The sequence below is a fragment of the Kribbella sp. NPDC051620 genome, assembly GCF_044453825.1.
Lineage (GTDB): Bacteria > Actinomycetota > Actinomycetes > Propionibacteriales > Kribbellaceae > Kribbella.
The window spans coordinates 648633-672627 of the sequence record NZ_JBITDB010000006.1 but is presented as its reverse complement, the minus strand read 5'-3'; the positions used below and the strand labels follow the sequence as shown (position 1 = coordinate 672627).

25 protein-coding genes are annotated in these 23995 nt (G+C 67.5%); 12 read left to right on the top strand and 13 right to left on the bottom strand.

Features of this window, described 5'->3' with window-relative positions; all coding sequences use genetic code 11:
- The first annotated feature begins 12 nt into the window (after positions 1 to 12).
- The 4 genes from ACIA12_RS32865 to ACIA12_RS32850 all read left to right on the top strand — a co-directional run bounded on the left by ACIA12_RS32865 (position 13) and on the right by ACIA12_RS32850 (position 4721).
- Positions 13 to 1401, top strand: coding sequence for an FAD-binding oxidoreductase (locus ACIA12_RS32865; RefSeq protein WP_396371106.1), 1389 nt, complete (start codon positions 13 to 15; stop codon positions 1399 to 1401).
- 76 nt (positions 1402 to 1477) lie between these two features.
- Positions 1478 to 2266 (top strand): hypothetical protein, encoded by a 789-nt coding sequence (locus ACIA12_RS32860; protein WP_396371105.1) that lies wholly within the window; start codon positions 1478 to 1480, stop codon positions 2264 to 2266.
- Positions 2259 to 3770 (top strand): phospholipase D family protein, encoded by a 1512-nt coding sequence (locus ACIA12_RS32855; protein WP_396371104.1) that lies wholly within the window; start codon positions 2259 to 2261, stop codon positions 3768 to 3770. Before ACIA12_RS32860 ends, ACIA12_RS32855 begins: the two co-directional genes overlap by 8 nt.
- 30 nt (positions 3771 to 3800) lie before the next feature.
- Positions 3801 to 4721: an aminoglycoside phosphotransferase family protein gene (locus ACIA12_RS32850; protein ID WP_396371103.1), complete on the top strand. Its 921-nt coding sequence runs from the start codon at positions 3801 to 3803 to the stop codon at positions 4719 to 4721.
- 57 nt (positions 4722 to 4778) lie between these two features.
- Here ACIA12_RS32850 and ACIA12_RS32845 read toward each other — a convergent pair whose 3' ends face one another.
- Complete coding sequence (locus ACIA12_RS32845; RefSeq protein ID WP_396371102.1) at positions 4779 to 5498, bottom strand: nucleotidyltransferase domain-containing protein; 720 nt, start codon at positions 5496 to 5498, stop codon at positions 4779 to 4781.
- Between the two features lie 133 nt (positions 5499 to 5631).
- On the opposite strand from ACIA12_RS32845, the gene ACIA12_RS32840 reads away from it, so the two are divergent.
- Positions 5632 to 7677 (top strand): copper-translocating P-type ATPase, encoded by a 2046-nt coding sequence (locus tag ACIA12_RS32840; RefSeq protein ID WP_396371101.1) that lies wholly within the window; start codon positions 5632 to 5634, stop codon positions 7675 to 7677.
- On the opposite strand, the gene ACIA12_RS32835 is transcribed toward ACIA12_RS32840, so the two are convergent.
- Genes ACIA12_RS32835 through ACIA12_RS32825 form a run of 3 tightly spaced genes read right to left on the bottom strand, consistent with a single transcriptional unit; the run spans position 7672 to position 9955 of the window.
- Complete coding sequence (locus tag ACIA12_RS32835; protein ID WP_396371100.1) at positions 7672 to 8163, bottom strand: DinB family protein; 492 nt, start codon at positions 8161 to 8163, stop codon at positions 7672 to 7674. The two genes, ACIA12_RS32840 and ACIA12_RS32835, sit on opposite strands and share 6 nt — an antisense overlap.
- A gap of 39 nt (positions 8164 to 8202) precedes the next feature.
- Positions 8203 to 8913, bottom strand: a complete 711-nt coding sequence (locus ACIA12_RS32830) for a DinB family protein (protein WP_396371099.1) — start codon at positions 8911 to 8913, stop codon at positions 8203 to 8205.
- A 43-nt stretch (positions 8914 to 8956) separates the two neighbouring features.
- On the bottom strand, positions 8957 to 9955 hold the full coding sequence (locus ACIA12_RS32825) for a zinc-dependent alcohol dehydrogenase family protein (RefSeq protein WP_396371098.1): 999 nt from the start codon (positions 9953 to 9955) through the stop codon (positions 8957 to 8959).
- 81 nt (positions 9956 to 10036) lie between these two features.
- Here ACIA12_RS32825 and ACIA12_RS32820 point away from each other — a divergent pair, with 81 nt between their 5' ends.
- Positions 10037 to 10351, top strand: coding sequence for an ArsR/SmtB family transcription factor (locus ACIA12_RS32820; RefSeq protein WP_396371097.1), 315 nt, complete (start codon positions 10037 to 10039; stop codon positions 10349 to 10351).
- Here the strand turns inward: ACIA12_RS32820 and ACIA12_RS32815 are convergent.
- The gene (locus tag ACIA12_RS32815) at positions 10348 to 11160 is read right to left on the bottom strand and encodes an SDR family oxidoreductase (RefSeq protein ID WP_396371096.1); all 813 of its coding nucleotides are present in this window, start codon (positions 11158 to 11160) and stop codon (positions 10348 to 10350) included. The genes ACIA12_RS32820 and ACIA12_RS32815 overlap by 4 nt on opposite strands.
- A gap of 143 nt (positions 11161 to 11303) precedes the next feature.
- Positions 11304 to 12269, bottom strand: a complete 966-nt coding sequence (locus tag ACIA12_RS32810) for an alpha/beta fold hydrolase (RefSeq protein ID WP_396371095.1) — start codon at positions 12267 to 12269, stop codon at positions 11304 to 11306.
- A 144-nt stretch (positions 12270 to 12413) separates the two neighbouring features.
- Here ACIA12_RS32810 and ACIA12_RS32805 point away from each other — a divergent pair, with 144 nt between their 5' ends.
- The 4 genes from ACIA12_RS32805 (at position 12414) to ACIA12_RS32790 (ending at position 14981) form a co-directional block, all read left to right on the top strand.
- On the top strand, positions 12414 to 13037 hold the full coding sequence (locus ACIA12_RS32805; protein ID WP_396371094.1) for a histidine phosphatase family protein: 624 nt from the start codon (positions 12414 to 12416) through the stop codon (positions 13035 to 13037).
- Positions 13034 to 13348: a nucleoside triphosphate pyrophosphohydrolase gene (locus ACIA12_RS32800; protein ID WP_396371093.1), complete on the top strand. Its 315-nt coding sequence runs from the start codon at positions 13034 to 13036 to the stop codon at positions 13346 to 13348. Before ACIA12_RS32805 ends, ACIA12_RS32800 begins: the two co-directional genes overlap by 4 nt.
- 154 nt (positions 13349 to 13502) lie before the next feature.
- Positions 13503 to 14033 carry a DinB family protein gene (locus ACIA12_RS32795; protein WP_396371092.1) on the top strand — a complete coding sequence of 177 codons (531 nt, stop codon included), beginning with the start codon at positions 13503 to 13505 and terminating at the stop codon, positions 14031 to 14033.
- Positions 14034 to 14063: 30 nt separating this feature from the next.
- Positions 14064 to 14981 (top strand): phosphotransferase family protein, encoded by a 918-nt coding sequence (locus ACIA12_RS32790; RefSeq protein ID WP_396371091.1) that lies wholly within the window; start codon positions 14064 to 14066, stop codon positions 14979 to 14981.
- On the opposite strand, the gene ACIA12_RS32785 is transcribed toward ACIA12_RS32790, so the two are convergent.
- The 7 genes from ACIA12_RS32785 to ACIA12_RS32755 form a co-directional block, all read right to left on the bottom strand.
- On the bottom strand, positions 14962 to 16062 hold the full coding sequence (locus tag ACIA12_RS32785; protein ID WP_396371090.1) for a protein phosphatase 2C domain-containing protein: 1101 nt from the start codon (positions 16060 to 16062) through the stop codon (positions 14962 to 14964). The two genes, ACIA12_RS32790 and ACIA12_RS32785, sit on opposite strands and share 20 nt — an antisense overlap.
- A complete protein-coding gene (locus tag ACIA12_RS32780) occupies positions 16059 to 16739 on the bottom strand; it encodes a VWA domain-containing protein (protein WP_396371089.1) in 681 nt (226 codons plus the stop codon). Before ACIA12_RS32780 ends, ACIA12_RS32785 begins: the two co-directional genes overlap by 4 nt.
- Before the next feature lie 43 nt (positions 16740 to 16782).
- Positions 16783 to 18207, bottom strand: coding sequence for a hypothetical protein (locus ACIA12_RS32775; RefSeq protein ID WP_396371088.1), 1425 nt, complete (start codon positions 18205 to 18207; stop codon positions 16783 to 16785).
- Between the two features lie 537 nt (positions 18208 to 18744).
- The gene (locus tag ACIA12_RS32770; RefSeq protein WP_396371087.1) at positions 18745 to 19119 is read right to left on the bottom strand and encodes a YciI family protein; all 375 of its coding nucleotides are present in this window, start codon (positions 19117 to 19119) and stop codon (positions 18745 to 18747) included.
- A gap of 105 nt (positions 19120 to 19224) precedes the next feature.
- Positions 19225 to 20181, bottom strand: a complete 957-nt coding sequence (locus ACIA12_RS32765) for a hypothetical protein (protein WP_396371086.1) — start codon at positions 20179 to 20181, stop codon at positions 19225 to 19227.
- A gap of 213 nt (positions 20182 to 20394) precedes the next feature.
- Positions 20395 to 21039, bottom strand: coding sequence for a peptide-methionine (S)-S-oxide reductase MsrA (msrA, locus tag ACIA12_RS32760; RefSeq protein WP_396371085.1), 645 nt, complete (start codon positions 21037 to 21039; stop codon positions 20395 to 20397).
- 87 nt (positions 21040 to 21126) lie between these two features.
- Complete coding sequence (locus ACIA12_RS32755) at positions 21127 to 22566, bottom strand: PLP-dependent aminotransferase family protein (RefSeq protein WP_396371084.1); 1440 nt, start codon at positions 22564 to 22566, stop codon at positions 21127 to 21129.
- Positions 22567 to 22628: 62 nt separating this feature from the next.
- On the opposite strand from ACIA12_RS32755, the gene ACIA12_RS32750 reads away from it, so the two are divergent.
- On the top strand, positions 22629 to 23318 hold the full coding sequence (locus ACIA12_RS32750) for a YitT family protein (protein WP_396371083.1): 690 nt from the start codon (positions 22629 to 22631) through the stop codon (positions 23316 to 23318).
- Positions 23319 to 23380: 62 nt separating this feature from the next.
- Complete coding sequence (locus tag ACIA12_RS32745) at positions 23381 to 23965, top strand: TetR/AcrR family transcriptional regulator (RefSeq protein ID WP_396371082.1); 585 nt, start codon at positions 23381 to 23383, stop codon at positions 23963 to 23965.
- Positions 23966 to 23995: the final 30 nt, after the last annotated feature.

The window sequence follows — 23995 nt, the reverse complement described above, 5'->3', positions numbered from 1 at the left end:
GGGGGAGTTCCCATGTCCGACACGATGGCGCGTTCGCCGGGTTCTCATCGGGGGCGGCCGGACGGTTTCGGGGGAGAGGTGATCCGGCCGGGCGATCCGTCGTACGACCAGGCCCGGACGGTGTTCAACGCGATGATCGACAAGCGGCCGAGGGTGATCGCGCAGTGCGAGTCGGCGGCCGACGTCGCCGCGGCGATGCGGTACGGGGTCTCGGAGGGTTTGGAGATCGCGGTACGAGGGGGTGGTCACAGCGTTGCGGGTGCTGGGGTGACGGAGGGCGGCCTGGTGGTCGATCTGCGCAAGATGCGGTCCGTGCAGGTCGACCCGGAAGCCAAGCTGGCACGGGTGGCTGGTGGTGCGACCTGGGCGGATCTCGATGGCGCCTGTCAGCAGTACTGGCTGGCGACGACCGGTGGCAGGGTGTCGACGACGGGGGTGGCCGGCCTCACGCTTGGCGGTGGGTCCGGCTGGCTCGAGCGCAAGTTCGGGTTGGCGTGCGACAGCCTGGTATCGGTCGAGCTGATCACCGCTGATGGGCAGTTGGTGATTGCCGACGAGACCCGGAACACCGAGTTGTTCTGGGCACTGCACGGTGGTGGCGGCAACTTCGGGGTGGCGACGTCGCTGACGTTCAAGCTGCGGCCGCTGACGTCGATGACGCTGGTGATGCTGCTCTGGCCGGCCGCCGCTGGACCTGAGGTCCTCAGCCGGTACCGGAATCTGATCGAGGCAGGGGTGCCGGAGGAGTTGGGCGGTGGCGTGATCTACCTGACGGGGCCACCGGAGGACTTCGTGCCGGTTCATCTGCAGGGCGAACGGCTGGTGGCCGCGGGTGCGTTCTACGCGGGGCCGGAGGACGAGGCGCGAGCTGTCTTTGCGCCGATGTTCGATCTCGGGCCGGAAGGCGTGATGGTCGCCGAAATGCCCTATGTGGCGCTCCAGTCGGCGCTGGACGATCCGCCGGGATTCCGGAACTACTGGTCGGCCGAGCATCTGAGCGAGTTCCCCGACGAGGCGATCGCCGCGTTTGCCGCTTGTGCGGCCGACATGCCGTACCCGGCGCCTTCGCAGCAGGTGGTGGTGCCGTGGGGCGGTGCGGTCGCGCGCGATGCCGACAAGTGGCCGTTGCCGCATCGGAGTGCTGCCTGGGTGGTCCATCCCTTCGGGATGTGGGCCGATCCCGCCGATGATCAGCGGGGGATCGAGTGGGCGCGGAACCTCTGTACCGAGATGAAGCCGTGGGCGACCGGCGCGGTCTACCTGAACTTCATCGGTGACGAGGGCCAGGACCGGGTGGTGGCCGGATACGGGCGGGAGAACTATGACCGGCTTGCCCGGGTCAAGGCGGAGTACGACCCGGGTAACGTGTTCCACCTGAACCAGAACATCAAGCCTGGTTAGGCTCAGAACTTGGCCGCCAAGCGGTGCGTCTACTTGTCAACCAGATCACGTCGTCAGTACAGGAGACACCGAGCAGATGCGGCCGGTTGGGAGCGTGCTGACGCGGCGGGCCGGGAGCGTGCTCGGGCTCGGGCTGGTCTCGATGCTCGGCTGGAGTCTGGCGGTCTCGGCGTCGATGCCGAGCTGGTACGACCCCGATCGTGACTGCGCCCAGGCCTTCCCCCTCGCCGACGGCAACGGCCTGCGAATCACCAGCCAATGGCTACCCCCGCACGCCACCTGCGACTTCGGCGACGGCCAGGTCCACCAGTTCATCTCGCCGACCCGCTCGACGGTCTTGACGATCGTCTTCGCGCTGACCGCGGCGCTCACCCTCACCGGCCTGTACTTCGTACTCCGCCGCCTCGCCGCCCCCGCCGGCATCCTCCGCTCCGCCGAAGCCGTCGATCTCCGCGGCCGCCAGCTCCGGCACCTGGGGAGCGGCGCCTTTCTCACCCTCCTGATCGTCGCCCTCTTCGCCGGCGCCAACGTCTTCGCAGCCTTTCTGGGCGGCCCACCCGGCATGCTGATCGTCGCGGTCACCGCCATTGCCGCCCTCTCCGCAGTCGCTGCCGCTCTGGACCGCCAGTTGGGCCCGCTCCCCAGCACGGCCCGCGACTCCCACCGCCGAGGCACAGCCGTCGGCTCCATCACCATCGCCACCGTCTTCTTCATCACGGCAGCCACCGGCAACTTCCCCTTCTACCGAATCTGGGTGGCACCCGTTGGGGCTGTCACCTACCTCCTCGTCGTCACGCTCCAGTGGTCCCGGGCAACCCGTGGAGTTCGGAGTGGGATGGCCGGGGTACTGGGAGCGGATGAGTGACTGGTTTCTGACGGCTGAGGAGCGGGGCAACCCGGCCTCCGACCTCGAGGGCGCGTGGACGGAGGGCAACTCGGTCCGGATGCTCGTGCACGGTGCCGTCTACTTCCAGCGGCTGTACGACGAACTGTGTGCGCTGAGTGCGGGCGATCGGGTGTACTTCACCGATTGGCGTGGGGATGCGGATGAGGTGCTCTACGACGGTGGGCCGTCTGTCGGTGAGGTGCTTTGTGACCTCGCCAAGGCAGGGGTCGAGGTCCGGGGGTTGTTGTGGCGGTCGCATTCGGATCATGTGCAGTTCAATGCGCAGGAGAACCAGCGGCTCGGGGCCGAGCTCAACGAGGCCGGGGCGGAGGTACTGCTCGATCAGCGGGTACGGCGGTTGGCGTCGCATCACCAGAAGATGTTCGTGATCCGGCATCGGGGTGAGCCGGCGAAGGATGTCGCGTATGTGGGTGGGATCGATCTGAGTCATCAGCGACGCGATGACGCTCGGCACCTGGGCGATCCGCAGCAGGCGCCGATGGACCCTCGGTACGGGAAGCAGACGCCGTGGCACGACGCGGCGCTCGAGCTTCGTGGGCCGGTCGTCGGGGATGTGCTCCGCACCTTTGTCGAGCGCTGGGACGATCCGCATCCGCTCGATCGGCGTACGCCGTACCGGATGTTCGTGCAGCGGAAGGCGGACATGCCGCGGCATCCGTCGAAGCTGCCGGAGACCTTTCCGGATCCGCCGGCGGCCGGGCGGCACGCGGTGCAGGTGCTGCGGACCTTCGGGCACAAGCACCCGCCGTTCCGCTTCGCGCCGAAGGGGGAGTACAGCATCGCGCGGGCGTACCGGAAGGCGTTCGGGCGGGCGCGGCGGCTGATCTATCTCGAGGACCAGTACCTGTGGTCGTCAGTGGTGGCGGAGGGGTTGTGCGAGGCGCTGGAGCGGTCGCCGGAGTTGCGGGTGATCGCGGTGGTGCCGCGGTATCCGGATGCCGACGGGCGGTTCAGCGGGCCGCCGGCGCGGTACGGGCAGTTGCAGGCGCTCGACCTGTTGCACTCCGTCGCGCCGGATCGCTTCGCCGTGTACGACCTGGAGAATGCGGCCGGTACGCCGATCTACGTGCACGCGAAGGTTTGCGTGGTCGACGACGAGTGGTTCACGTGTGGGTCGGACAACTTCAACCGGCGCTCGTGGACGAACGACAGCGAGCTGACGTGTGCCGTCGTCGGTGACGGGTTGGCGAGGTCGGTACGGGCCGAGCTGTGGTCGGAGCATTTGGGGGTGGAGCCCGAACTTGACCCGGTTAAGGGTTTTGAACAGTGGCAGGCTGCTGCTCAGGCGTTGGACTCGTGGCATGCGGAGGGCGAGGTCGGGCCACGACCGGCGGGGCAGCTACGGCGGCATGATCCCGCGCCGGTCGGGCGGCTGGCGAGGGTGTGGGCGCGGCCGCTCTACGACCATGTCTATGACCCGGACGGTCGGCCGCGGCGGATGCGGCGGCGAAATTCGTTCTGAGATTCGCGCTGGCTGGGCTTGGATGACGGTATGGGCCGGATGCACGCGAACGAGGCGTTGATCGACGACGAGCTGGTACTGCGCTTGGTGGCGGGCCAGTTTCCGCGATGGAGCGGGCTGGCGGTCGCCGAGATCCCGTCGAGTGGGACGGTCAATGCGATGTACCGGCTGGGGGAGTCGCTGACCGTACGGTTGCCGCGGATCGCGGGTGGGGTGTCAGACATCGAGAAGGAGTTCGAGTGGTTGCCACGGCTGGCGCCGTTGCTGCCGGTACGGATCCCGACGCCGGTCGCGCTGGGGGAGCCGGCCGACGGGTATCCGTGGCCGTGGCTGGTGCAGGAATGGATCCCGGGGTCGATCGCGGTTGCTGGGGAAGTGCGCGAGCCGGTCGGGTTGGCGGAAGATCTGGCCGGATTCGTCCGAGCGATGCGCTCGATCGACCTGCCGGGCGATGCGGGGGCCGGGTCCGGGGGGATCGGGGGGCCGGCGGCGTATCGGGGTGGGCCGCTGTTCGCCCAGGACGAGGGGACGCGGAAGGCGCTCGTGCAGTTGGAGGGCTGGATCGATACGGGGACTGCGTTGGCTGCTTGGGAGTCCGCGCTGGCGGCGGCGCCGGCGACGTCGCCGTCCTGGGTGCATGCCGACTTGATGCCGTCCAACCTGTTGCTGACCGACGGCGGAAGGCTCGCGGCGGTGATCGACTTCGCCACCGCGGGAGTCGGGGATCCGGCTTGCGATCTGATTCCGGCGTGGAACCTGCTTCCCGCGGCCGGGCGATCGGCTTACCGCGAGGCGCTCGGGGTTGACGACGCCGCCTGGGTACGCGGTCGCGGGCGGGCGTTGTCGATGGCGCTCATCCAGCTCCCGTACTACCGCGACACCAACCCGGGCATCGCCGCCAACGCCCAGCACGTGATCAACGAGGTCATCGCCGACTTCAGCGCCGGCTGAGCGGCCGTACCGGACCGGATCACTCGTCGAGCGCGGAAGCCGGCGAACCGTACCGGATCAGTCGCCGGCGAGGTGGAAGCCGGCGAATAGGCGGCCGCCGTAGGGCTCAAGGATTGAGTCTGTTGTGGTGATCAACGGTTCTGAGGTGCCGGTGGTTGCGGCGCGGAGGGCGGCGGGTAGGGCGGTTGCGTAGTTGGTGTTGTGGGTCGCGTCGTAGGCGTGGAGCTCACGCAGCAGACCTTTGCCGGTGCCACCCCAGTGGTTGGCGCCGGTCAGGAGGAGCGTGGCGGCGTCCTGCCACAGCAACGAGGCGACGACCGTCCGCACGTCGTTGCTGTCGGCACCGATCAGGTCTTCGAGCAGATCGGTGATCTTGTACCTGAGCATGGCGAGGTCATGGGGTGACAGCGGCGGTGGGCCGGCCTGGAGCTGGGCCTTGGCGTTCGCTTGGAGGGCGGCGCCGGAGCCGTCGGTGTCGAGCAGGACGACGGTTTCGCCGACCAGGCGCATCATCGAGGGTTGCCGGCGTTGGCGGTCCTTCTCGCAGTAGTGGGCGAGGGACGCCTCGGTATGGACGAAGAGTTCGACCGGCCAGTCGGCGTACCGGAGGGATTCGCGCAGGGGTGCGGGCGGGCCGGGGAGCAGGACGGTGATGTCGAGGTCCGAGGTCGGCGTGGCGGTGCCTCGGGCGACACTTCCGCCGAGCCAGGCGGCGCGTGCCTGTGGATAACGCTCCTTGACGAGCCTCCGGGCGGTCTCTGTCGCTTCCTCGATCATCCGCTCAGTCTCACGGGTGGTGGTGGCGATCTCCAGCCAATTTGTCGCGGGCGGGAATAGGCAGGGAGGGACGCCGGTTGCCGGATTGATACCCCATGGGGGTATGGTGTTGGGTGAGTCGATGGAGGTTGAGATGAGTCACGAACACGCCACTCATGCTGAGCACGCACAGGGTGAGCATGAGCACGCGGCGCATGGCGGGCACGGGGATCATGCGGCGCAGTTCAAGGATCGGTTCTGGGTCAGTTTGGGGCTGGCTGTGCCGGTGGTGTTCTTCAGCGAGATGTTCTCGGAGCTGCTGGGCTACAGCAGGCCGGAGTTCGCCGGCGCCGAGCTGATCGCGCCGATCGTCGGCACGATCATCTTCTTGTACGGCGGGCAGCCGTTCCTGCGCGGCGGGTGGAGCGAGCTCAAGGCTCGCCAACCGGGGATGATGCTGCTGATCTCGATGGCGATCTCGGTCGCGTTCGTGGCGTCCTGGGTGACGACGCTCGGGATCGGTGGGTTCGACCTGGACTTCTGGTGGGAGCTCGCGCTGCTGATCGTGATCATGCTGCTCGGGCACTGGCTGGAGATGCGGGCGCTCGGCGCCGCCTCCGGTGCGCTCGACGCGCTGGCCGCACTACTGCCCGACACTGCCGAGAAGGTCACTGATGACGGCGTGATCGAAGTTGCCCTGAGCAACCTCTCCGAGGGTGACGTCGTGCTGGTTCGCTCCGGCGGCCGGGTGCCCGCCGACGGGCAGGTGGTCGACGGCCAGGCCGAGGTCGACGAATCGATGATCACCGGCGAGTCCCGCCCGGTACTACGCGCCGCCGGCGACCAGGTCGTCGCCGGTACGGTCGCCACCGACAGCGCCCTGCGCGTCGAGATCACCGCCGTCGGCGACAACACCGCCCTGGCCGGGATCCAGCGCCTGGTCGCCGAAGCGCAGGCGTCGTCATCACGCGCCCAGGCGCTCGCCGATCGCGCGGCCGCGTTCCTGTTCTACTTCGCCTCCATCGCAGGCATCATCACCTTCCTGGTCTGGAGCCTGCTGGGCAAGCTGGACGAAGCGGTCACCCGAACCGTCACCGTCCTGGTGATCGCCTGCCCGCACGCCCTCGGGCTCGCCATCCCGTTGGTGATAGCGATCTCGACCGAGCGCGCGGCGAAGGCCGGTGTCCTGGTCAAGAACCGGTTGGCGCTGGAGCGGATGCGGACGATCGACGTGGTCCTGTTCGACAAGACCGGCACGCTGACGAAGGGTGAGCCGGCCGTCACCGGCGTTGCGACGGTTTCCGTTGCTGACAACGAGTTGCTGGCCATTGCGGCGGCGGTGGAGTCGGACAGCGAGCACCCGCTGGCCAAGGCGATCGTGCGGGCGGCCGCGGACGCTGGTGCGGAGAGCCTGAAGGCGTCCGATTTCAGGTCGCTGACCGGGCGTGGGGTCGAGGCTGTTGTTGATGGCGCTCGCGTGTCCGTTGGCGGGCCGGCTTTGCTGCGCGAGTCCGGAGTACAGGTTCCTGCATCGTTGGACGCTGCGATTGACGAGTGGAAGGCGCGGGGAGCGGCGGTTCTGCAGGTGGTTCGGGACGGTCAAGTGCTCGGCGCGGTGGCGTTGGAGGATGAGGTGCGGCACGAGTCGCGGCAGGCCGTCGATGCGCTGCACAAGCGTGGGGTGAAGGTCGCGATGATCACCGGCGACGCGCATCAGGTGGCCGAGGCGGTGGCGGCCGAGTTGGGGATCGACGAGGTGTTCTCGGAGGTACTGCCGCACGACAAGGACGCCAAGGTGGCCGAGTTGCAGGCGCGTGGGTTGAAGGTCGCGATGGTCGGTGACGGCGTGAACGACGCACCGGCGCTGGCCCGGGCCGAGGTGGGGATCGCGATCGGCGCCGGTACGGATGTCGCGATCGAGTCGGCGGGCGTCGTACTGGCCGCCGACGATCCGCGGGCGGTGCTGTCGGTGATCGACCTGTCGAAGGCGAGCTATCGCAAGATGTGGCAGAACCTGGTCTGGGCGACGGGTTACAACGTCATCGCCGTACCGCTGGCGGCCGGGGTCCTGGCCTTCGCCGGGATTGTCCTGTCGCCGGCGGCAGGCGCGGTACTGATGTCGCTGTCGACGATCGTCGTCGCACTCAACGCCCAACTGCTGCGTCGCCTGAACCTGTCACCCGACCGGCTGGCGTCATAGCGGGTCCTGGCCCAGGCCGGTCCTCCCGTCGATGAGTTCCCGGGCGGCGTCGAGGTGGCCGAGGTGACGAGCGGTCTCTTCGATGAGGTGAAGCACGATGAACCGCAGGTCGGTGATCAGGCTGGTGTCCCCCTGCCCGTGATCACCGACCGGCGGCGTGTCCCAGGGAACGGACGCCAGTACTTCGTTGGAGCGGGCGATCTGGTCCCGATAGAACCCGAAGACAGTCTCCGGCGAAAGCGCCGAGCTGAAGCCGCCCTCGTCGTCTTCAGTGGGCTCTTCCGGCCAGGGGAACGGATCGGCAGCGCCCAGCGCAACCTGCTGGAACCAGTGCCGCTCGGCACCCCCGAGATGCTCGATCATGCCGAGCACCGTCCAGCCCGAGGGCAGCACGGCCTTCGTGAGTTGCTCCGGGGTGAGTCCTTCGACGATCTCGAAGACCCGGCCTCGTTGCGCGTCCAGGAATGACTGCAGTAGTTGGTCCATGCCAATAGGTCGAAGCATCGCCGCCCCCATCGACATTTCTCACCCGCCGGCGAGGACCGCGAGGTCGCGTTCGGCGTACAGGCGGTGCTGGTACTCCTCGTTGAGCGTGATGAGCAGGCATTCGCGGACCGGGTAGCTGATCGGCCGGGGCCAGCTGGGGGCTCCGGTGACCGGTGTGGTGTCGGCGGCGAGTTGCTCGTCGGTGAGCTGAGCGAGGTACTGGCGGGCGCCGGTCATGCGGTCCTTGCGGAGGGCGAGGACCTCGTCGAGGGACGGGCGGGCGGTGCGGTCCCGCGGTACGCCGGGGGTGTCGGCCATCTCGTCCCAGGGGAGGTCGAGTGGGTGCCAAGGGGTTGGGTCGCCGAGGATCGCTCGGCGGACCCAGGCGTCGGTGGCGAAGGCGAGGTGGCGGAGCGTCTCGATGAAGGACCACTCGCCGTCGACGCTCTCGTGCAGGAGCTCTGGTGGCAGGGCGCGCGCCTTGGTGACGGTCTCCTCCCAGCGCTGCTCGAGCAGATCCCAGGCCGCACGGAAACCGTCGGGGTCGGCCGGGCGCATCTTGGCGCGGTCGGGGTCGCGCCGGTCGAGTTCGGCGTCGATCAGTGGTGCTACGTCGACGCCGTTGATCGTCAGGTTCTCGATGTCGCCGGTGATCTCGACGTCGTACAGTTCCGCGCCGATCAGCCGCACCTTGCGCAGGAAGGCTCCGCGCAGCTGAACGTCCTCCAACACCAATGCGTCCTCGGTCATAGCTTGCACGCTAGAGCATGACCCGGACGGTTCTCGTCCGGAATCAGCGCGGGATGGTGACGACCAGTTTGCCGAAGTGGGTGTTGGATTCGAGGTGCTGGTGGGCCTGGATGATGTTGTCGAGGGTGAAGAGGCGGTCGACGGTGGGTTTGAAGGCGCCGCTCCGCAGGCCGCTGGTGACGAAGGCTGTTGCCCTGCGCAACCGTTCTGGGTTTCGGGTGATCTCGTGGACGGTGTAGGTGCGCAGGTTGAGGGCGGGCATGCCGAGGTCGAAGCCCGGGTACGGCGTCGGCCGGCCGCTGGCTGCTCCCCAGAGGAAGAGGGTGCCGTCGGGCGCGACCGCGCGGGCCAGGTCGGCGACTCCGGGACCGGCCACGGCATCGAAGATGTACTCCGCGCCGCGCTGGTTTGTGAGGTCGAGGATGCGGTTCGGGACAGCTTCTTCAGCGGAGATGATGACCTCGGCGGCGCCCTCCTCCAGGAGTCGTTGGCGCTTGGCGGTGGTGCGGGTGATGGCGATCGGGGTCGCGCCCAGGCGGTTGGCTGTGTGGATAGCGGCCAGGCCGACGCTGCTGGAGGCGGCGTTGATGACTACGACGTCGCCGGGGCGGACGTGGGCGATCTCCACCATCGCGCCGTACGCGGTCAGGTACGGCATCCAGACGGCGGCGCCGGAGACGGCGTCGACGGAGTCGGGGCGGGGGATGAGGGCGGTGACGGGGGCCAGTGCGCGTTCGGCGTACAGGGGGTAGTCGTTCTGGGAGAAGTTGGGGATGACGCTGACCGGCTGGCCGATCGTGAATCCGCTGACGCCGGGGCCGAGTGCTTCGATGACGCCGGCCGCTTCGCTGCCCAGGCCGGCCGGGAACTGCTTGACCGACTCGATGTAGTTGCCGCTGCGGAACAGGATGTCCGCGCGGTTGAGGCCGATCGCGTCGATCCGCAGCAGCACCTCGCCCGGGCCTGGCTCACCTGGGTCGAGGTCGTGCAGCCGGAGTACGTCGGGGCCGCCGGTGGCGTGGAAGCGCACGGTCGTCGTCATGCAGCCAGTCAAGGCGGAAGTTTGAGAACTGTCAAACTTTGAAATCCATCAAACTATGATGGATATCGTATGATCGGGCTCATGGCACGTGCGCCGCGGCATCCCGAGGTCTCCGAGTTCGAGCTCCAGCAGGTGCTGGAGGCGCTCGTCGACCCGGTCCGCCGGAGCATCGTCCAGCAGCTCGACGCCGCGGGGCACGACATCAAATGCGGTGACTTCGACATCGCCGTCCACAAGTCGACCGCCACGCATCACTTCAAGGTACTGCGTGAGGCCGGCCTGATCCGCCAGTACTACGTGGGCACCTCGCGCCTCAACGCGCTGCGCCGGGACGACCTCGACAAAGCCTTCCCAGGGCTTCTCCCCGCCCTGACGACTCCACAGGCTGCCCGTTAGGCGAAGTCGTTGCGGTGGTCCTCGACCCATTGCCGGTAGGACAAGGGTTTGCGGCCCAGCACTTCCTCCACGACGCCGGTCGCGGGTGAGCCGCCATCAGCGGCCGTTCGCAGGAAGTCCAGGATCGCCTCGATCTGACTGCTGTGCTGGAAGGCCTTCCGGGCGTCGCCCTCGGTCAGTTCCTCGACCTGCAGTGGGCGACCGAGGACGTCGGCGATGATGGCGACTCGTTCTTCCTGGCTCAGCAGCTCGTTGCCGGTGAGTATTCCGTCGGTCGCTTTGGTGGTGGTGAGAGCCGTGACGGCGACGGCGGCGATGTCGTGTTCGTGGATCGGCGCAGTACGAGCTTGTGGGCGGACGAGGCGGATGGGGTGCCGCGTGTCCCAGTGGAGATCGTTGGTGGCCAGTACCAACGGCCGGATAGGGGCCCAAGGCAATGAAGCGGCGGCGAAAGCGTCTTCGACCGCTCGATGCTCTTCCGCGATGGAGTTTCCGGCGGCGGATTCCAGCAGTACGCTCCCGGACGAGAGCTGCACCACGCGTTCGGGGTCCGCCTTCTCCAGTACGCGAATCACGCCCGCTACCTGGTTCGGCTCGGGTGCGTAGAGAAAGACCCGCTGTACTCCGCGCAGAGCGGCGCTGAGACTGTCCGGCTCGGAGAGATCGGCGCGCACCACCTCGACCTGCGCGGGAAACTCGTTGCCGCGGATACGCCGTACCGAGGCGCGAACGTCCTCGCTCAGTGCCAGCAGCTGCTCGACCACGGCTCGCCCGACGTTGCCCCGGGCACCGATCACCAGCGTTGTCATGACTACCTCCAAGGCACAAGGATCATCCGCAGATGACCATCCATGCGCCTCGAAGCCGCTAGCGGCAGAAGAAGCGTTCCGACGCTGCACTTCCTCTGCCGCCAACCATAGCTGCCCGTCGATTTCGGGCAAACCGGTGAGCGCTAGCCGAGGAAGGCTGTCAGCTCGCTGATCACCGCCTGCGGGTTCTCCTCGGCGAGGAAGTGGCCGGTGCCGGGGACCTTGTGGACCCGCACGTCGGTGCCCTGACCGGACCAGACGGCGAGGTTGGACTCGTAGCTGTACTCCGAGGTCAGACCGAGGAACGGCGCGGTGATCTTGCCGTAGCCGGCGAAGTCGACGACGTCCTGGTGGAAGCCCTGGTACCACGCGTTGCCGGCCCGGATCGCGGCCGGACCGGCGTACGCGTGGGCGTAGACGCGCCGGGACAGCTCGTCGATGGCAGACGGGTCCGGCGGGAAGGTGTCCATGAAGTAGTCGACGATGTGCCGGGACCGGCCGGTGATCAGCTTCTCGGGCAGGCTCTGCACCTGGTTGAACGCGAACCACCACAGGCTGAAGCCCTGCCCGGGCCGGACCAGTAGCGGCAGGTCGTACAGCGAAGGATCGGGGTGACCGACATCCATCAGCACGAGCTTGCGAGTCGCCGCGCGGTGGTTGACCGCGAAGCTGTGCGCGACCATCGCGCCGATGTCATGACCGGCGATGTTGACCGAGTCGTAGCCGAGGTGGTGGACCAGGTTGGCCACGTCGGCGGCCATCGTCTTCTTGTCGTACCCGTCGGCAGGCTTGGCTGATCCGCCCATGCCGCGCAGGTCGACGGCGATCACCGTGTAGCGCTTCGCCAGCGCAGGCAGGATCTTGTTGAACGACCACCAGGTCTGCGGCCAGCCGGGCAGCAGTACCAGCGGCTCACCGTGACCGCCGATCACGTAGTGCTGACCTTTCCAGTACTTGCTCCGCAGTCCCAGCTTCCGCGCGAGCGCAGCATCAGACGGTACGCCGCCGCCTGTGCCTGTTGCTTGTGCTGTGATCGCCGACCCGGTGACCCCAGCAGCCACAGCCGCCCCGGCCCCCAACGCGAGCAACCGCCTCCGGTCCATGTCCATCTAGCCCACCCCTCACCAGGCAGCCCCGCGGATCGACGCCGCCGTGCAGGCACAGTAAGCGCCCCATGGGTCAGGGCGGTCGAATCCAGTAGGCGCTCTCCGGGGCGATCGTGTGAGGATCGGTAGAGCTTTAGGGAGGCTGGGATGGCTGCTACTCGGTACCTGTATCTCGCTCGGCATGGGGAGGCGTTGGCGGATCAGAGTGGGTTGACGGTGAAGGGGCGTCGGCAGGCGGAGTTGCTCGGCAGGCGGCTGCGGGACGTGCCGTTGGCGGGGTTTCATCACAGTCCGTTGCCGAGGGCGGTACAGACGGCTGGGTTGGTTGGTGGGCAGCTGCGGGCGGGTGTTCCGGCGGAGGCTTCGGCGGCGGCCGGTGACTATCTGCCTGCTGCGCCGGTGGCTGGCGAAGTACCGGCTGAGTACGCCGACTTCGTGCGTCACGTGCTCGCGCAGTTCACGTCCGATGAGCTGCAGGAAGGCCCTCCGCTCGCCCGGCAGGCCCTGGATCTCTTCACCGGCCCAGCTGACGGTCCCGAGGATCGGCACGAGTTGCTCATCACCCACAACTTCCTGGTCGGCTATCTCGTCACCCAGGCCTTGGGCGCTCCCGGCTGGCGCTGGCTCACCCTCAACCACTGCAACGCAGCCCTGACAGTCCTCCGCTACACCCCAGGCCGCCCCGCAACAGCCCTTGTCTACAACGACATGCGCCACCTACCGAAAGACCTCCGCTGGACAGGCTTCCCCAAGCCGGAGCCGGGCCTATGAGCGACGGCAAGCTGATCAGAGACCGCATCCCAGACCTCATCCGCGCCAACGGCGAAGACCCGATCACCTACGTCGCCGCCGCGGCCGAGTACCGCCAACGACTCCGCGACAAGCTCCTCGAAGAGGTCGACGAGTTCCTGACCGCTGACTCCACCGCCGCCATCGAGGAACTGGCAGACGTACTGGAAGTCGTCTACGCCATAGCCGCAGACCTAGGCACCGACCGCGCAACCCTGGAGCAACTCCGCCAAGCCAAAGCAGAAGAAAGAGGCGCCTTCACCGAGCGCTTGGTCTGGCTCGGCCTCCGTTGAACCTGTTGGTAACGCGAGCCGTGCTGGGTGGGCCTATTGGGGCGTGACGGCTGTGCCGGCGCAGGAGTCGATTGCCGGCCTCCGGCGACTGCTTTTGTGAAACTGTTGATAGTAGAGGTCAGGAGCTGGCCGCTATTGTCCCTAGGCTGAAGGCATGACTACGAACGAGCAGATCGCCACCGGTGAGCGCGACGACATCCTGGACTTTCTTGGCAAGCATCGGTACTTCCTGCGGCACACTGCTGAGGGGTTGACCGATGAGCAGGCGAATACTCGGAGCACGGTTAGTGAGTTGACCATTGGTGGGCTGATCAAGCATGTGACGGCGGTTGAGCAGAACTGGGCCGACTTCGCGGTTTCGGGTGGTGGCAAGGAGGTTCCGGCGGAGGTCGAGTTCACACCGGAGATGATCGCCGAGTGGGAGAACCAGTTCCGGCTGGCCGAGGGGGAGACGCGGGCCGGCGTACTGGCCGAGTACGAGAAGGTTGCTGCTGCCACCGACGATCTCGTCCGGACGCTCGACCTCAACGCCAGCTACGAACTTCCGGCCGCGCCGTGGCAGCCGCCGGGTGTTTTCTGGACGGTCCGCCGGGTCTTCCTGCACATCACCGCCGAAACCGCCCAGCACGCCGGCCACGCCGACATCATCCGCGAAACCATCGACGGGCAGAAAACCATGGGCTGAACGCCTCCTCCGCAAGTAGCCTCGGCAGGCATGAGGTGGTTGCAGGACGGATCGACGACCGCGCTGGCCGAGGCGCTGAGGCAGGTCGCGCCCGCGTTGGCGGACCACCCGATCGCGTTTCGCGAATCGCCGGGCGAGGACGACCCCACGTGGTGGTCGGCGAGTACGGTCATCGGGGAGCGGTACGTCGCGAAGTACGCCTGGTCGCGCCCCGCCGCCCACCGGCTGGCCCACGAGATCACCATGCTGGAGGCCTTGGCGATCCCGTACCTGCCAGAGGTAGTTGCCAGCAGCACCGACCCGCTGCTGCTGGTGACCAAGCTCGTTCCGGGTCGGGCGCTGTTCGACGTTGCGAACTCGCTCGACCTGGACCAGGCCGGTGGGCAGCTCGCCCACTTTCTGAGCGAGCTGCACGATTCGGCGACCCACGTCGGTGACCTTCCTCCTGCATCGCTGCAACCAGTCTCGACCGATGTACTGCGCGAACGTTTTCCGAAGTGGGTTCGCCCAGAGCAGCGCCCTACTGTCAGCCAATGGTGCGACTGGACAGACGAAGTACTGGCGACGCCGGGCCCGAGTGTTCTGGTGCACGGCGACCTGCACGGCGGCAACCAGATCTGGCGTGGCGCCCACCTCCGCGCAGTCCTGGACTTCGAGACCGCCGGCCTCGCGGAGGCGGAGTACGACCTGCGCTGCTTCCCCGGAACAGGCCCCGGCGCCGAACTCCTGACCGCCACCCAGCACCATTACGAACAACTCACCGGCCGTACTTTGGCAACGGACCGAGTGATGGCGTGGCACGTCCGCACCACGCTCGGCGACGCCCTGTGGCGCAGCGAAGCAGCCGTCCCCCTCCCAGACCACCGAACCCCACCCGCCTGGATTGAAGACCTGGCCGGGCGATTCACCGCCCTGGACCTTGACCCGCTCAGTCGGGCTCGGACATGAACTTCTGAACAACCGATGCATCGGCGCCTTCTGCGCTGGCCGGCTCGTCGGCTGGTGAGTCGGCGGCGATGTCGGCGTGTCTCCAGATGACTACTGCTGTTCGGTCGTCGTGGGAGCCTTGGCGGCGGTACCGGAGGCTGTTGGCCATGGCGTAGGGGCCGAGGGGCAGCCGCCACTCCTGAGCGAGCCATTCGCGGAGGCCGGCGGAGTTGCGGAGGTCTGTCGCGAGGCCGTCGGTGGTCAGCACGATCTGGTTGTCGCTGCCGGTGCGGACCTCCTCGGCCACGGGCGCATGGGTGCTCGGCAGCCGGGCCGGCACGATGTTGAGGGCCATGTCGTCGTGCTCGAACAGTTCGCTGAAGGAGCCGTCGGAGGTCAGTGCGAACGCTGACACATCTCCTACCCGCGCGATGTCGACGGCATCCTCGGTGAAGACGGCGACGGCTCCGACGAAGGAGATGTCGTCGCTGGGCAGACCGTAGCTGTCCTCGGCGGTTGCGCTGGTCTGGGCGGCTGCCTGGACGAGGTACTCGGCCGCGGTGCAGTCCGTCGTACCGGCAAGGATCGTCACCTGTTCGCAGAAGATCCGGGCGCCGACCTGCGAAGCCGGGCGCGAGCCGAGACCGTCGACGATCGCTACGACGAGGCGACCGGTGGGCGTCAGGACGAAGTCGTACGAGTCCTGGCGTGGCTCGCCCTTGATGAGGTGCGCGGTACCGGCCTGGGATGCGGCCGCGACATGGAACGAGCCGACACTCAATCCGTCGAGAGCGACCGTCGGCGTGCGATGTACGACTCCCACGCCGACGTGGAGCTGGGGCAGCGGCCGGACCTTGCCGATGACCGGTGCCGACGTCGGCAACTCACGCGCTTCAGGGTCACGGGCTTCAGGGTTGGGGTCGCGGATTTCGGGGCGGGCGTCGGAGTCGCGGGTTTCGGGGACGCGGGGGTCAGGTGCGCGGGTTTCCGGGTCGTCGTCAGGCTGTGTGGGTGGCTCGGTCGACTCGGGCGGCGGCGTGGTCGCCGGTTGGTCCGACGGGGCCGGCGGTGAGTCGACCCGCTCGTCCTGGCCGGCGGTCACGCCGACAACTTCTCTAGCGGTGTGAAGTGGGTCCTCGGCGCGTCGATGTGCAGGCCGTCGACCTGGTTCGGATCGTGGAAGCTCCGCGAGGTCGTACGGATGCTGCTGATCAGCGCGTTGATGATCTCCCTGACGGCGTCGGCCGGGTTGGTGTCGTTGGCCATGAACGCGAAGCGGCTCGCGATCTCCTGCAGCGCCTCCTTCCTGGCCTCGCCCAGACCGAAGGTCACCACCTCGGGGGCGAACTTCCAGTTCGGGTCCTTCAACTCGGCCAGCGCGGGTCGGTAGTCCTCCCGGGCAATGTGCTCACCGTCGCTCAGGAAGAACACCACAGGCCGGTAGAACGGCGTACCTTTCGGCAACGAGCGCAGTCCGCTCTCGATCGCGGACCTGGTCTCGCGGAAGCCGGCCGCGAAGTTCGTGCCGCTTTCCACCATCACCTCGGGAATGGGCGCGTCGGCCAGGTCGCAGAGCGGGATGAGGGTCCGGGCGTCGTCCGAGAACGTCACCAGCGCGACCCGGGCGATCTCGCCGACCGTCGGATCCGAGAGCATCACCTTCTTGATCTCCGGCATGGCCTCGTTCAAGGCCTCGATCGGCCCGCCCGCCATGGACGCGCTGACGTCCACCAGCATGAAGATCGGGAAAATCGTATAAGACTCCGAGTTTTCGTTCATGGTGTTCTCTTTCTGTCGATTCAGGCGATTGTTTTGTGCATGACTAAACGCTGGACAAGAAACCCAGGGCGAAGAGGGCCGCAAATCCGCCGTAGATCCCGAGGCTGATCCGTGCCCGGGTGACTCCGGGGTACCGGGAATCAGCGCGCATCAGTTGCAGGAGACCGACGACGCAATAGACCAACGCCACCGGCCAGATGAGGAATAGCGCGAGCACGCCCTTCACGTACCAGGCAGGTCCGCCGGCCAGTGCTCGCCTGGCCACACCGCCGGTGGGAGCGGAGATGAGCTCGTACTGACCGGGGTAAGCGGTCGGGGTAGCCGGTTGTGGGTACCGGCGAGGCGGTGGCGGTGGCGGTGGCGACCAAGTCTGAGGAGTAACCGGTGGTGGCGGTAGTGGCGACGACCACCGCGGAGATGGCGGGGGAAGCGGCACTGGTTGCGGAGGAGTCGGCGGCGGCTGAGGCGGTTGCCTGACCGTGGGGGTCGATGGCCGCGGATCCCAGGTGGTCTTCGGCAACGGTACGAACGGGGCGGCCGGCTTCGGTTTCGGTTTCGGCTTCGTGATGGCGTCGAGTGCTTGCAGCGCCCGCACGTCGAATCGGCCGCCCGGCACGTAGGCACGCAGGAGCGCATCGACCCATTCCCTGGGCCGCGGCCGCATACCAGGATCCAGCGGTGACAGCCCGCGCCGGATGAGGCTGGCGATCTCTTTGTCGAGCTGGGCCGGAATGTTGCCGGGTTCCGGCCAGCTGCCGTCGGCTGCCCGGTCGAGGCGGCCGGGGGTGAGCAGCAGGCCCCGGTACATCGCGAGCGCGAGGCAGTACCGGTCGCTGTAGTGGTCGTGTGCCTTGATCGCCCTGGTCACCACCCGCGGATCGGTCCAGCCGGCCGCCGCGACGCCCACCTGGGGTGGCGGGTCCCGCGGGACCATTCCGTCGCAGTCGATCAGGTACATGATCGGTTCAGGGGTCAACGTCCAGGCGAGGTTCTTGACGTTGAGATCGCCGTGCACGAGCTGCTGCGCGTCGACGAAGGCCAGGATCTCGGCCATCCGGAGCAGCAGCGCCACCCGTTCCCTGGCCAGCGGCGGCCGGGCCCGGGACATGATCAGGAAGTCGAGGGTGCGGACGGTACCCAGGTCGGCGTCGAACAACTCGGCGGGGATCGCGGGCAGTACGACGGCTTTGACCGCGCCCGACCGGTCGAGCACATAGTCGACCGGCCAGTTCACCGAGGACTCCGGGGTGTCGCCGGGGCGCTTTCCGCGGGTGACCAGTACCTCGCGGCCGACCCTGGTCAGCGGATCGAGTCGCGCCAGGCTCGGTGCCTTGGCGGGGTTGAAGTAGCGCTTCACGACGAAGCGCGGATCGTCGGTCCGGTGGATCGAACCCACCCCACCCTTGGCCAGGGTGGCCTGGTCCACTGTGTATGCGCCGAACTGGCCGCGTTCCAGGTCGAAACCCATCGCCCGCTCCTCAGCTGCTGCCGGTCGTCGAGACCGATTCGATCTCGCCTGACACCGGGCCCCGGTTGCCGCAGGTGGGACAGGTGAAGTCCGGCCAGCTCTTGTCCCAGCACCCCAGGCTCTGGCAACCCCCACACTGGACGAAGCTGTCGGCTCCACAACTCGGGCAGCCGGTGTAGGTCGACGCGCAGGCGAAACCACCCGACTGCGAGCGCCGTTTGGCGGCCACCGGATTGCTCTCAGGCCGCTGTCGAGAAGCTCCGACGAGCACCCACTGCTCACTCATCCACTCGAACCTGGCCACGCCGGGATGGCGGGTCGAGCTACAGGTGAAATTCACGAAGAACGGCTGTGGGCTCACCATCAGCCCCGCCCCAGCCGCGCGCGAAATCTCTCCATTTGCACCCCTCCAGGCCCCTGAATGTCCGCCCTGCTGTCACACGTCCATCTCTGACGGACAGCGTTGGAGGCTTCGCCGGGAACGCCAGGCGTTGGGGCAGCCGGGCCAGTACGGCGTACTGGCCCGGCCGGGGTCTTTCAGAAGACGTGGATCGGGCGGAGCTCGATGGTTTCGCCGGGGCCGGCGAAGGTTCGGGCTACGGCGTCGGCGCGTTCGGGGCTGTCGACGTCGATGAGGAAGAAGCCGGCCAGGTGTTCCTTCGCCTCCGAGTACGGGCCGTCGGTGACGACCGGACGACCGGAGTACCGGTAGAGACGAGACGTGGCCGGGTCGCCCAGGGCCTCGCCACCGAGCAGTTCGCCGCTGGCCTGGAGCTCGCCCAACAGCTTCTCGAAGTCCGAGTTCAACCGGTCACGCTCGGCCTTGGGCAGCGCCTGATGCTCGGCCACCGTGTCACCGGTCGGGTGCCCCCACGGCTGCGGGTTGGAGTGGATCAGTACGACGTACTTCATCAGAGTTCCCTAACGTCGGAGCAGCCGCCGATCGGCCCTCTCGAAGCTACATCGGCGCCGACCCCCAACTCTCGACATTCAGCTTCGTACGTTCCCAGGTACCGGTCAGCAGGCTCGGCTCGCGAGATCGTTGGCTGCGGTGTCGATCTGCTCGGCAGAGGTCGTCAGGCTGTGAACTTTCGCAGTTGCCGTCGTCTTCGTCGTACCTGATTGGCGCAGAACTCCGGCTGCCTCCTTCACGCTCGAGAGGTCGGGCACTGTGCCGCCCTGCGCTTGGACACTCTTCGCGGATGCCTGAATTGACGTGATCTGGGTCTGCAGATCCTGCTCGGCGCTCGCGAGGTCCGCCGTGGCGGTTCCGAAGTCGCCTTCGGCAGTCATCAGGTCGCCGTACGCGGTGCCCTCGTCGCCGATCCTGGTGAATACGTCGACACAGTCGGCCGATTTCACCGCGGCCAGCGCTGCCCGCTGCGTCTTGAGGGCGCTCTGTACGTTGCCGAGCGCTACCGTCAGTCCGCCGCCGGCTGTTTTGACGGCGCTGATCAACTCGGGGATATTGCCGATGCTGTCCGCGAGTGCTTGCTCGTCGCCTGCGAGTGCTGCCGCCGCACTGGCATCCGCGGCGGCCTTGGCCTGCTCTTCCCGCTCGGTGGAGACGCGCGTCGCGAGCGCTTGAACAGCACGGTTGTAGGACTCGATCGTCGAGCGTGAGTACGTCACGGTCCGGACACCGCCGTCCTTCTGGGGTACAGACAGCGTCAAGGTGTCGCCCGACAACGTCCCGGTGATGGTGGTGAGACCGTCAACAGTCAGGTTCAGCGCACCTTTCGAAACCCGCCCACGGATGCTGGCGTCCGAGCTTTCCGTGGCCGGCCCGTCGGACTTGCTCGACGCGGAGACCACTTGATAAGTCCCCGTCAGAACGCCGTCGCCGTCCTCGGTCCACTGAACGATCGACAGCTGATCAGACGCCTCTGCCACGAACGTCGCCGGACCCTCGGCTGCCGTACAACCGGTGAGCAACACACCGACCAGCACCAGCACTGTTGGCAAACGCAACATGACCCCCACTCGAGCACGACGGCCGGTGCCCTTGCCCGCCCACCCTCAGATCGTCCACAACCGCCACCGCGTTACACCACGCAACGAGGTGATCTGAAGCCGCTGGGCATGGCGGCGGCCCCATGGGATGCGGGTTTCAGGTGCATCACATGGGGCCGCAGGTGGTTCGGGTGGGCTCAAGACTTCAGCCCGCTAGACGAGTACGGGTGGGCGCTATACGTCGGTGGGGAACTTGGCGCCGGTGTTGCTGTGGCAGCGGTAGCCGTTGGGGTTTTTGGCTAGGTACTGCTGGTGGTAGCCCTCGGCGTAGTAGAAGGTGCTGGCCGGGGCGATTTCGGTGGTGATGTCGCCGTAGCCGAGGGGCTTGATGACTGGGGCGTAGAGGTCGCGGGTGCGCTCTGCCTCTGCCTTCTGGGCCTCGGTGGTGTAGTAGATGGCCGAGCGGTACTGGGAGCCGAGGTCGTTGCCCTGGCGCATGCCCTGGGTCGGGTCGTGGGTCTCCCAGAAGACCTTCAGCAGATCGGTGAAGGTGGTCTTGGTGGGGTCGTAGACGACGCGGACCGCCTCGGTCTGGCCGGTACGACCGGAGCAGACCTCTTCGTACGTCGGGTTGGGGGTGTAGCCGCCGGCGTAGCCGACCGCGGTCGTGTAGACCCCGGGCTGCTGCCAGAAGATCTCCTCGGTGCCCCAGAAGCAACCGGTGCCGAACCAGACTTCCTCGAAACCCTCGGGAGCGGGTGCGGTCTGCGGCGTACCGAGCACGATGTTGTCCGCCGGTACGGCGAAGGTGGGCTCTGGGCGGCCGGGCAGCGCGCGCTCGGGCTCGACCAGGGCGGTGTTGCGGTTGAAGAACGACATCTCACGCCTCTCGCAAAGTGGCTTTCATAGTCTCTCAACGCGACGCCCGGGGTGAACCTTCCCCCGGCCGATTACGGGGCGTTTACGTCAAGCGATCATCGCGGCGGTACGCCGGAGCGGTGGTCCCGCCGTCAGCGACTCGTACGAGGCCGCCAACCGCGAAACAGCGTCACGCAGCGTATCCGGATCCAATGTGTACGGCAGCCGCAAGAACGACTCCAACCCACCATCAGGTGAGAACCGCGCCCCAGCAACCAGCAGTACTCCGTTCCGCTGGGCCACCCCCACCAGGCTCGACCCCACCGGCTCGGGCAGCTCGCACCACATCGACAGCCCGCCGCCGGGCAACGTGAACCGCCAGGTCGGCAGCGCAGTACGAAGCGCCGAAGCGAGCGTGTCCCGCCGCAGCGCCAGCGCGGCCCGCCGCTCGGGCAGTACCGACCTGTACGAACGCAGCAGTCGAGTCACGACCAGCTGCTCGAGTACCGGCGCCCCCAGGTCCAGCGACGCGCGCGCATCGAGGATGCGAGCGACCAGCGACTCAGGCACACGCAGCCACCCGATCCGCAGACCGCCCCAGAAGGACTTGCTGACCGACCCCAGCGTGATCACGCCCTGCGGATCGAACAAGGCGAACGGCGGCGGCATCTCCTGCCCGTCCAGCGGCAACTCGTACAGCGTCTCGTCGATGATCACGGTCGTCCGGGCACGAGCAAACGCCCGAGCCAGCCGTTGCCGATCGGCGGCCGGCATCAACCGCCCGGTCGGATTCTGGAAGTCCACCACCATCCACGCGGCCCGCGGCGCCGACTGCCGAATCGTTGCCTCCAGCAACGGAAGATCCCAGCCGTCGGGACTCATCGGTACGCCGACCACGCGGCACCCGCTCCGCCGGATGGTGTCCACCGAGTTGGGATGCGTCGGGCTCTCGGTCAGCACCCGGTCGCCGATCTGCGTCATCGCCCGGATCGCGATCGCGGTCGCGGCCAGCGCACCGGCTGTGACGATGATCTGGTCAGCCGTCGTCGGCAGTCCGCGGGCGCGGTACGACGCGGCGATCTCCTCCCGCAGCTCAGGCAGTCCCTGAGGGTGGTACCCGGGCGTCGCCAGATGCAGCGGGAGATCCTCGACGGCCTCGGCAACCGCGCTGCTGATCCCCGGTACGGACGGCGAGGCCGCGCAAGTGAAGTCGTAGAGCCCGACGGTGTCGATCCACGGCGCGTGATGGCGCCCGAGCTCCGGCTCGACCTTCGACGGCAGCGAGGTGACGCTGCCGGAGCCGCGCCGGCTGTTGAGATAGCCGCGGTCGCGCAGTTCCCGGTACGCCGAAGCGACGGTCGTCCGGCTCACCCCGAGCGCGTCGGTCAGCTCGCGCTCCGACGGCACCCGCGCGCCGGGCATGATCCGCCCGTCTGCGATCAGCAACCGCAACCGCTCGGCCAGGCTCCGGTACGCCGGTCCGGAGTCGTCCGACCAGGTACCGAGCAGGCCGGCCAGAGTGCTTGCGGGGAGCTGTTGCCCTGTCATGCAGTCCACTATTGCCCAAGTGGCTATCGAACACCAGGCCAATCGGCCGCAAACTGGATTCTGTGACCGCCACTTCGGAAGCCCCTGCCGCCAAACCAGTCCGAGGCCGCCAGTTGGCCGCGCTGAACCCGATCGAGCAACTCAAGGCCGGTCACCTGCCGCGCCGCCTGGTTCAGCTCTACCTCGGGCTGCTGCTGTACGGCGGGTCGATGGGTCTGATGGTCCAGGGGAACCTCGGCCTCGACCCCTGGGACGTCCTGCACTCCGGTCTCACCAAGCACGTCGATCTCAGCTTCGGCACGGTCGCGATCGTGGTCAGCTTTGTCGTACTGCTGGCCTGGATCCCGCTGCGGCAGTGGCCCGGCGTCGGCACGATCAGCAACGCCATCGTGATCGGCCTGGCCGTCGACCTGACCATCGCGCTCGTGGACCGGCCGGATCAGCTGTGGCTGCGGATCGTGTTCATGGTGGCCGGCATCGTGGTGAACGCCCTGGCGGGTGCGCTCTACATCGGCGCCCAGCTCGGCCCCGGCCCGCGCGACGGCATGATGACCGGGCTGGTACGGCGTACCGGCAAGAGCGTGCGACTGGTCCGGACGAGCATCGAGGTGACCGTGCTGGCGGTCGGCTGGCTGCTCGGTGGCGTGGTCGGGATCGGCACCGTCGCCTATGCGCTGGCGATCGGGCCGCTGGTCCACATCCTGCTTCCGCTGTTCACGGTCAAACTCAAGACCGAAGCAGCGGCCAACTAAAGCTGCGGCTGCCGGACCAGGGGGCCCGGCAGCCGCACACCCACACGACCTAGTCTGGTGAGGTGCGGGACGAGAGCGGGGCGCCGGGCAGGGCGCGCGACACCAAGGCCGAGATCCACCGGGCGGCGCTCGAGCTGTTCTCGAGCCGCGGCTACGAGAAGACCAGCCTGCGCGAGATCGCCGAGCAGGTCGGCATCACCAAGGCCTCGCTGTACTACCACTACTCGTCCAAGCAGGAGTTGCTCCAGGCAATCGTCGGTACGTTCTTCGACGACGCGAAGCGGGTGTTCGAGCAGACGGACGGGCTGGAGTGGTCGCCCGAGCGGGAGTTGGAGGTGCTCGGTGCGTACCTGGACGTCGTCATCAAGCACCGCGCGACTGGCCCGACCGTACTGCGGGACCTCACAGCAGTACTGGCCGCGTTCGACGACCAGCTAGGCGACCTGATCGACCAGAGCCGCCGTTTCCAGCTCTGGCTGGCAGGCCCGAACCCGACCATCGCCGACCGCCTGCTCGCGGCGGCCGCGGTAGAGGCCATCGGAGCGGTGCTGTCGGTTGGCCCAGACCCATCCGAGGTCTCCGACGAAGACCTCCACACCATCCTCCTGGAAGCAGCAGCCGCCGTACTGTCCCGCAAAACCAACTAATAGCCTGCGGTCCGACGTATAGCCCCCCAC

Bases quoted from the DNA above. Each gene is read 5' to 3' on its own strand.
- ACIA12_RS32755 (WP_396371084.1), bottom strand. From the start codon at position 22,566: ATGACAGGGCAACAGCTCCCCGCAAGCACTCTGGCCGGCCTGCTCGGT.
- ACIA12_RS32850 (WP_396371103.1), top strand. From the start codon at position 3,801: ATGGGCCGGATGCACGCGAACGAGGCGTTGATCGACGACGAGCTGGTA.
- ACIA12_RS32845 (WP_396371102.1), bottom strand. From the start codon at position 5,498: ATGATCGAGGAAGCGACAGAGACCGCCCGGAGGCTCGTCAAGGAGCGT.
- ACIA12_RS32835 (WP_396371100.1), bottom strand. From the start codon at position 8,163: ATGGACCAACTACTGCAGTCATTCCTGGACGCGCAACGAGGCCGGGTC.
- ACIA12_RS32775 (WP_396371088.1), bottom strand. From the start codon at position 18,207: ATGGGTTTCGACCTGGAACGCGGCCAGTTCGGCGCATACACAGTGGAC.
- ACIA12_RS32840 (WP_396371101.1), top strand. From the start codon at position 5,632: ATGAGTCACGAACACGCCACTCATGCTGAGCACGCACAGGGTGAGCAT.
- ACIA12_RS32810 (WP_396371095.1), bottom strand. From the start codon at position 12,269: ATGGACATGGACCGGAGGCGGTTGCTCGCGTTGGGGGCCGGGGCGGCT.
- ACIA12_RS32815 (WP_396371096.1), bottom strand. From the start codon at position 11,160: ATGACAACGCTGGTGATCGGTGCCCGGGGCAACGTCGGGCGAGCCGTG.
- ACIA12_RS32860 (WP_396371105.1), top strand. From the start codon at position 1,478: ATGCGGCCGGTTGGGAGCGTGCTGACGCGGCGGGCCGGGAGCGTGCTC.
- ACIA12_RS32790 (WP_396371091.1), top strand. From the start codon at position 14,064: ATGAGGTGGTTGCAGGACGGATCGACGACCGCGCTGGCCGAGGCGCTG.
- ACIA12_RS32805 (WP_396371094.1), top strand. From the start codon at position 12,414: ATGGCTGCTACTCGGTACCTGTATCTCGCTCGGCATGGGGAGGCGTTG.
- ACIA12_RS32795 (WP_396371092.1), top strand. From the start codon at position 13,503: ATGACTACGAACGAGCAGATCGCCACCGGTGAGCGCGACGACATCCTG.
- ACIA12_RS32800 (WP_396371093.1), top strand. From the start codon at position 13,034: ATGAGCGACGGCAAGCTGATCAGAGACCGCATCCCAGACCTCATCCGC.
- ACIA12_RS32825 (WP_396371098.1), bottom strand. From the start codon at position 9,955: ATGACGACGACCGTGCGCTTCCACGCCACCGGCGGCCCCGACGTACTC.
- ACIA12_RS32770 (WP_396371087.1), bottom strand. From the start codon at position 19,119: ATGAAGTACGTCGTACTGATCCACTCCAACCCGCAGCCGTGGGGGCAC.
- ACIA12_RS32820 (WP_396371097.1), top strand. From the start codon at position 10,037: ATGGCACGTGCGCCGCGGCATCCCGAGGTCTCCGAGTTCGAGCTCCAG.
- ACIA12_RS32855 (WP_396371104.1), top strand. From the start codon at position 2,259: ATGAGTGACTGGTTTCTGACGGCTGAGGAGCGGGGCAACCCGGCCTCC.
- ACIA12_RS32830 (WP_396371099.1), bottom strand. From the start codon at position 8,913: ATGACCGAGGACGCATTGGTGTTGGAGGACGTTCAGCTGCGCGGAGCC.
- msrA (WP_396371085.1), bottom strand. From the start codon at position 21,039: ATGTCGTTCTTCAACCGCAACACCGCCCTGGTCGAGCCCGAGCGCGCG.
- ACIA12_RS32765 (WP_396371086.1), bottom strand. From the start codon at position 20,181: ATGTTGCGTTTGCCAACAGTGCTGGTGCTGGTCGGTGTGTTGCTCACC.
- ACIA12_RS32865 (WP_396371106.1), top strand. From the start codon at position 13: ATGTCCGACACGATGGCGCGTTCGCCGGGTTCTCATCGGGGGCGGCCG.
- ACIA12_RS32780 (WP_396371089.1), bottom strand. From the start codon at position 16,739: ATGAACGAAAACTCGGAGTCTTATACGATTTTCCCGATCTTCATGCTG.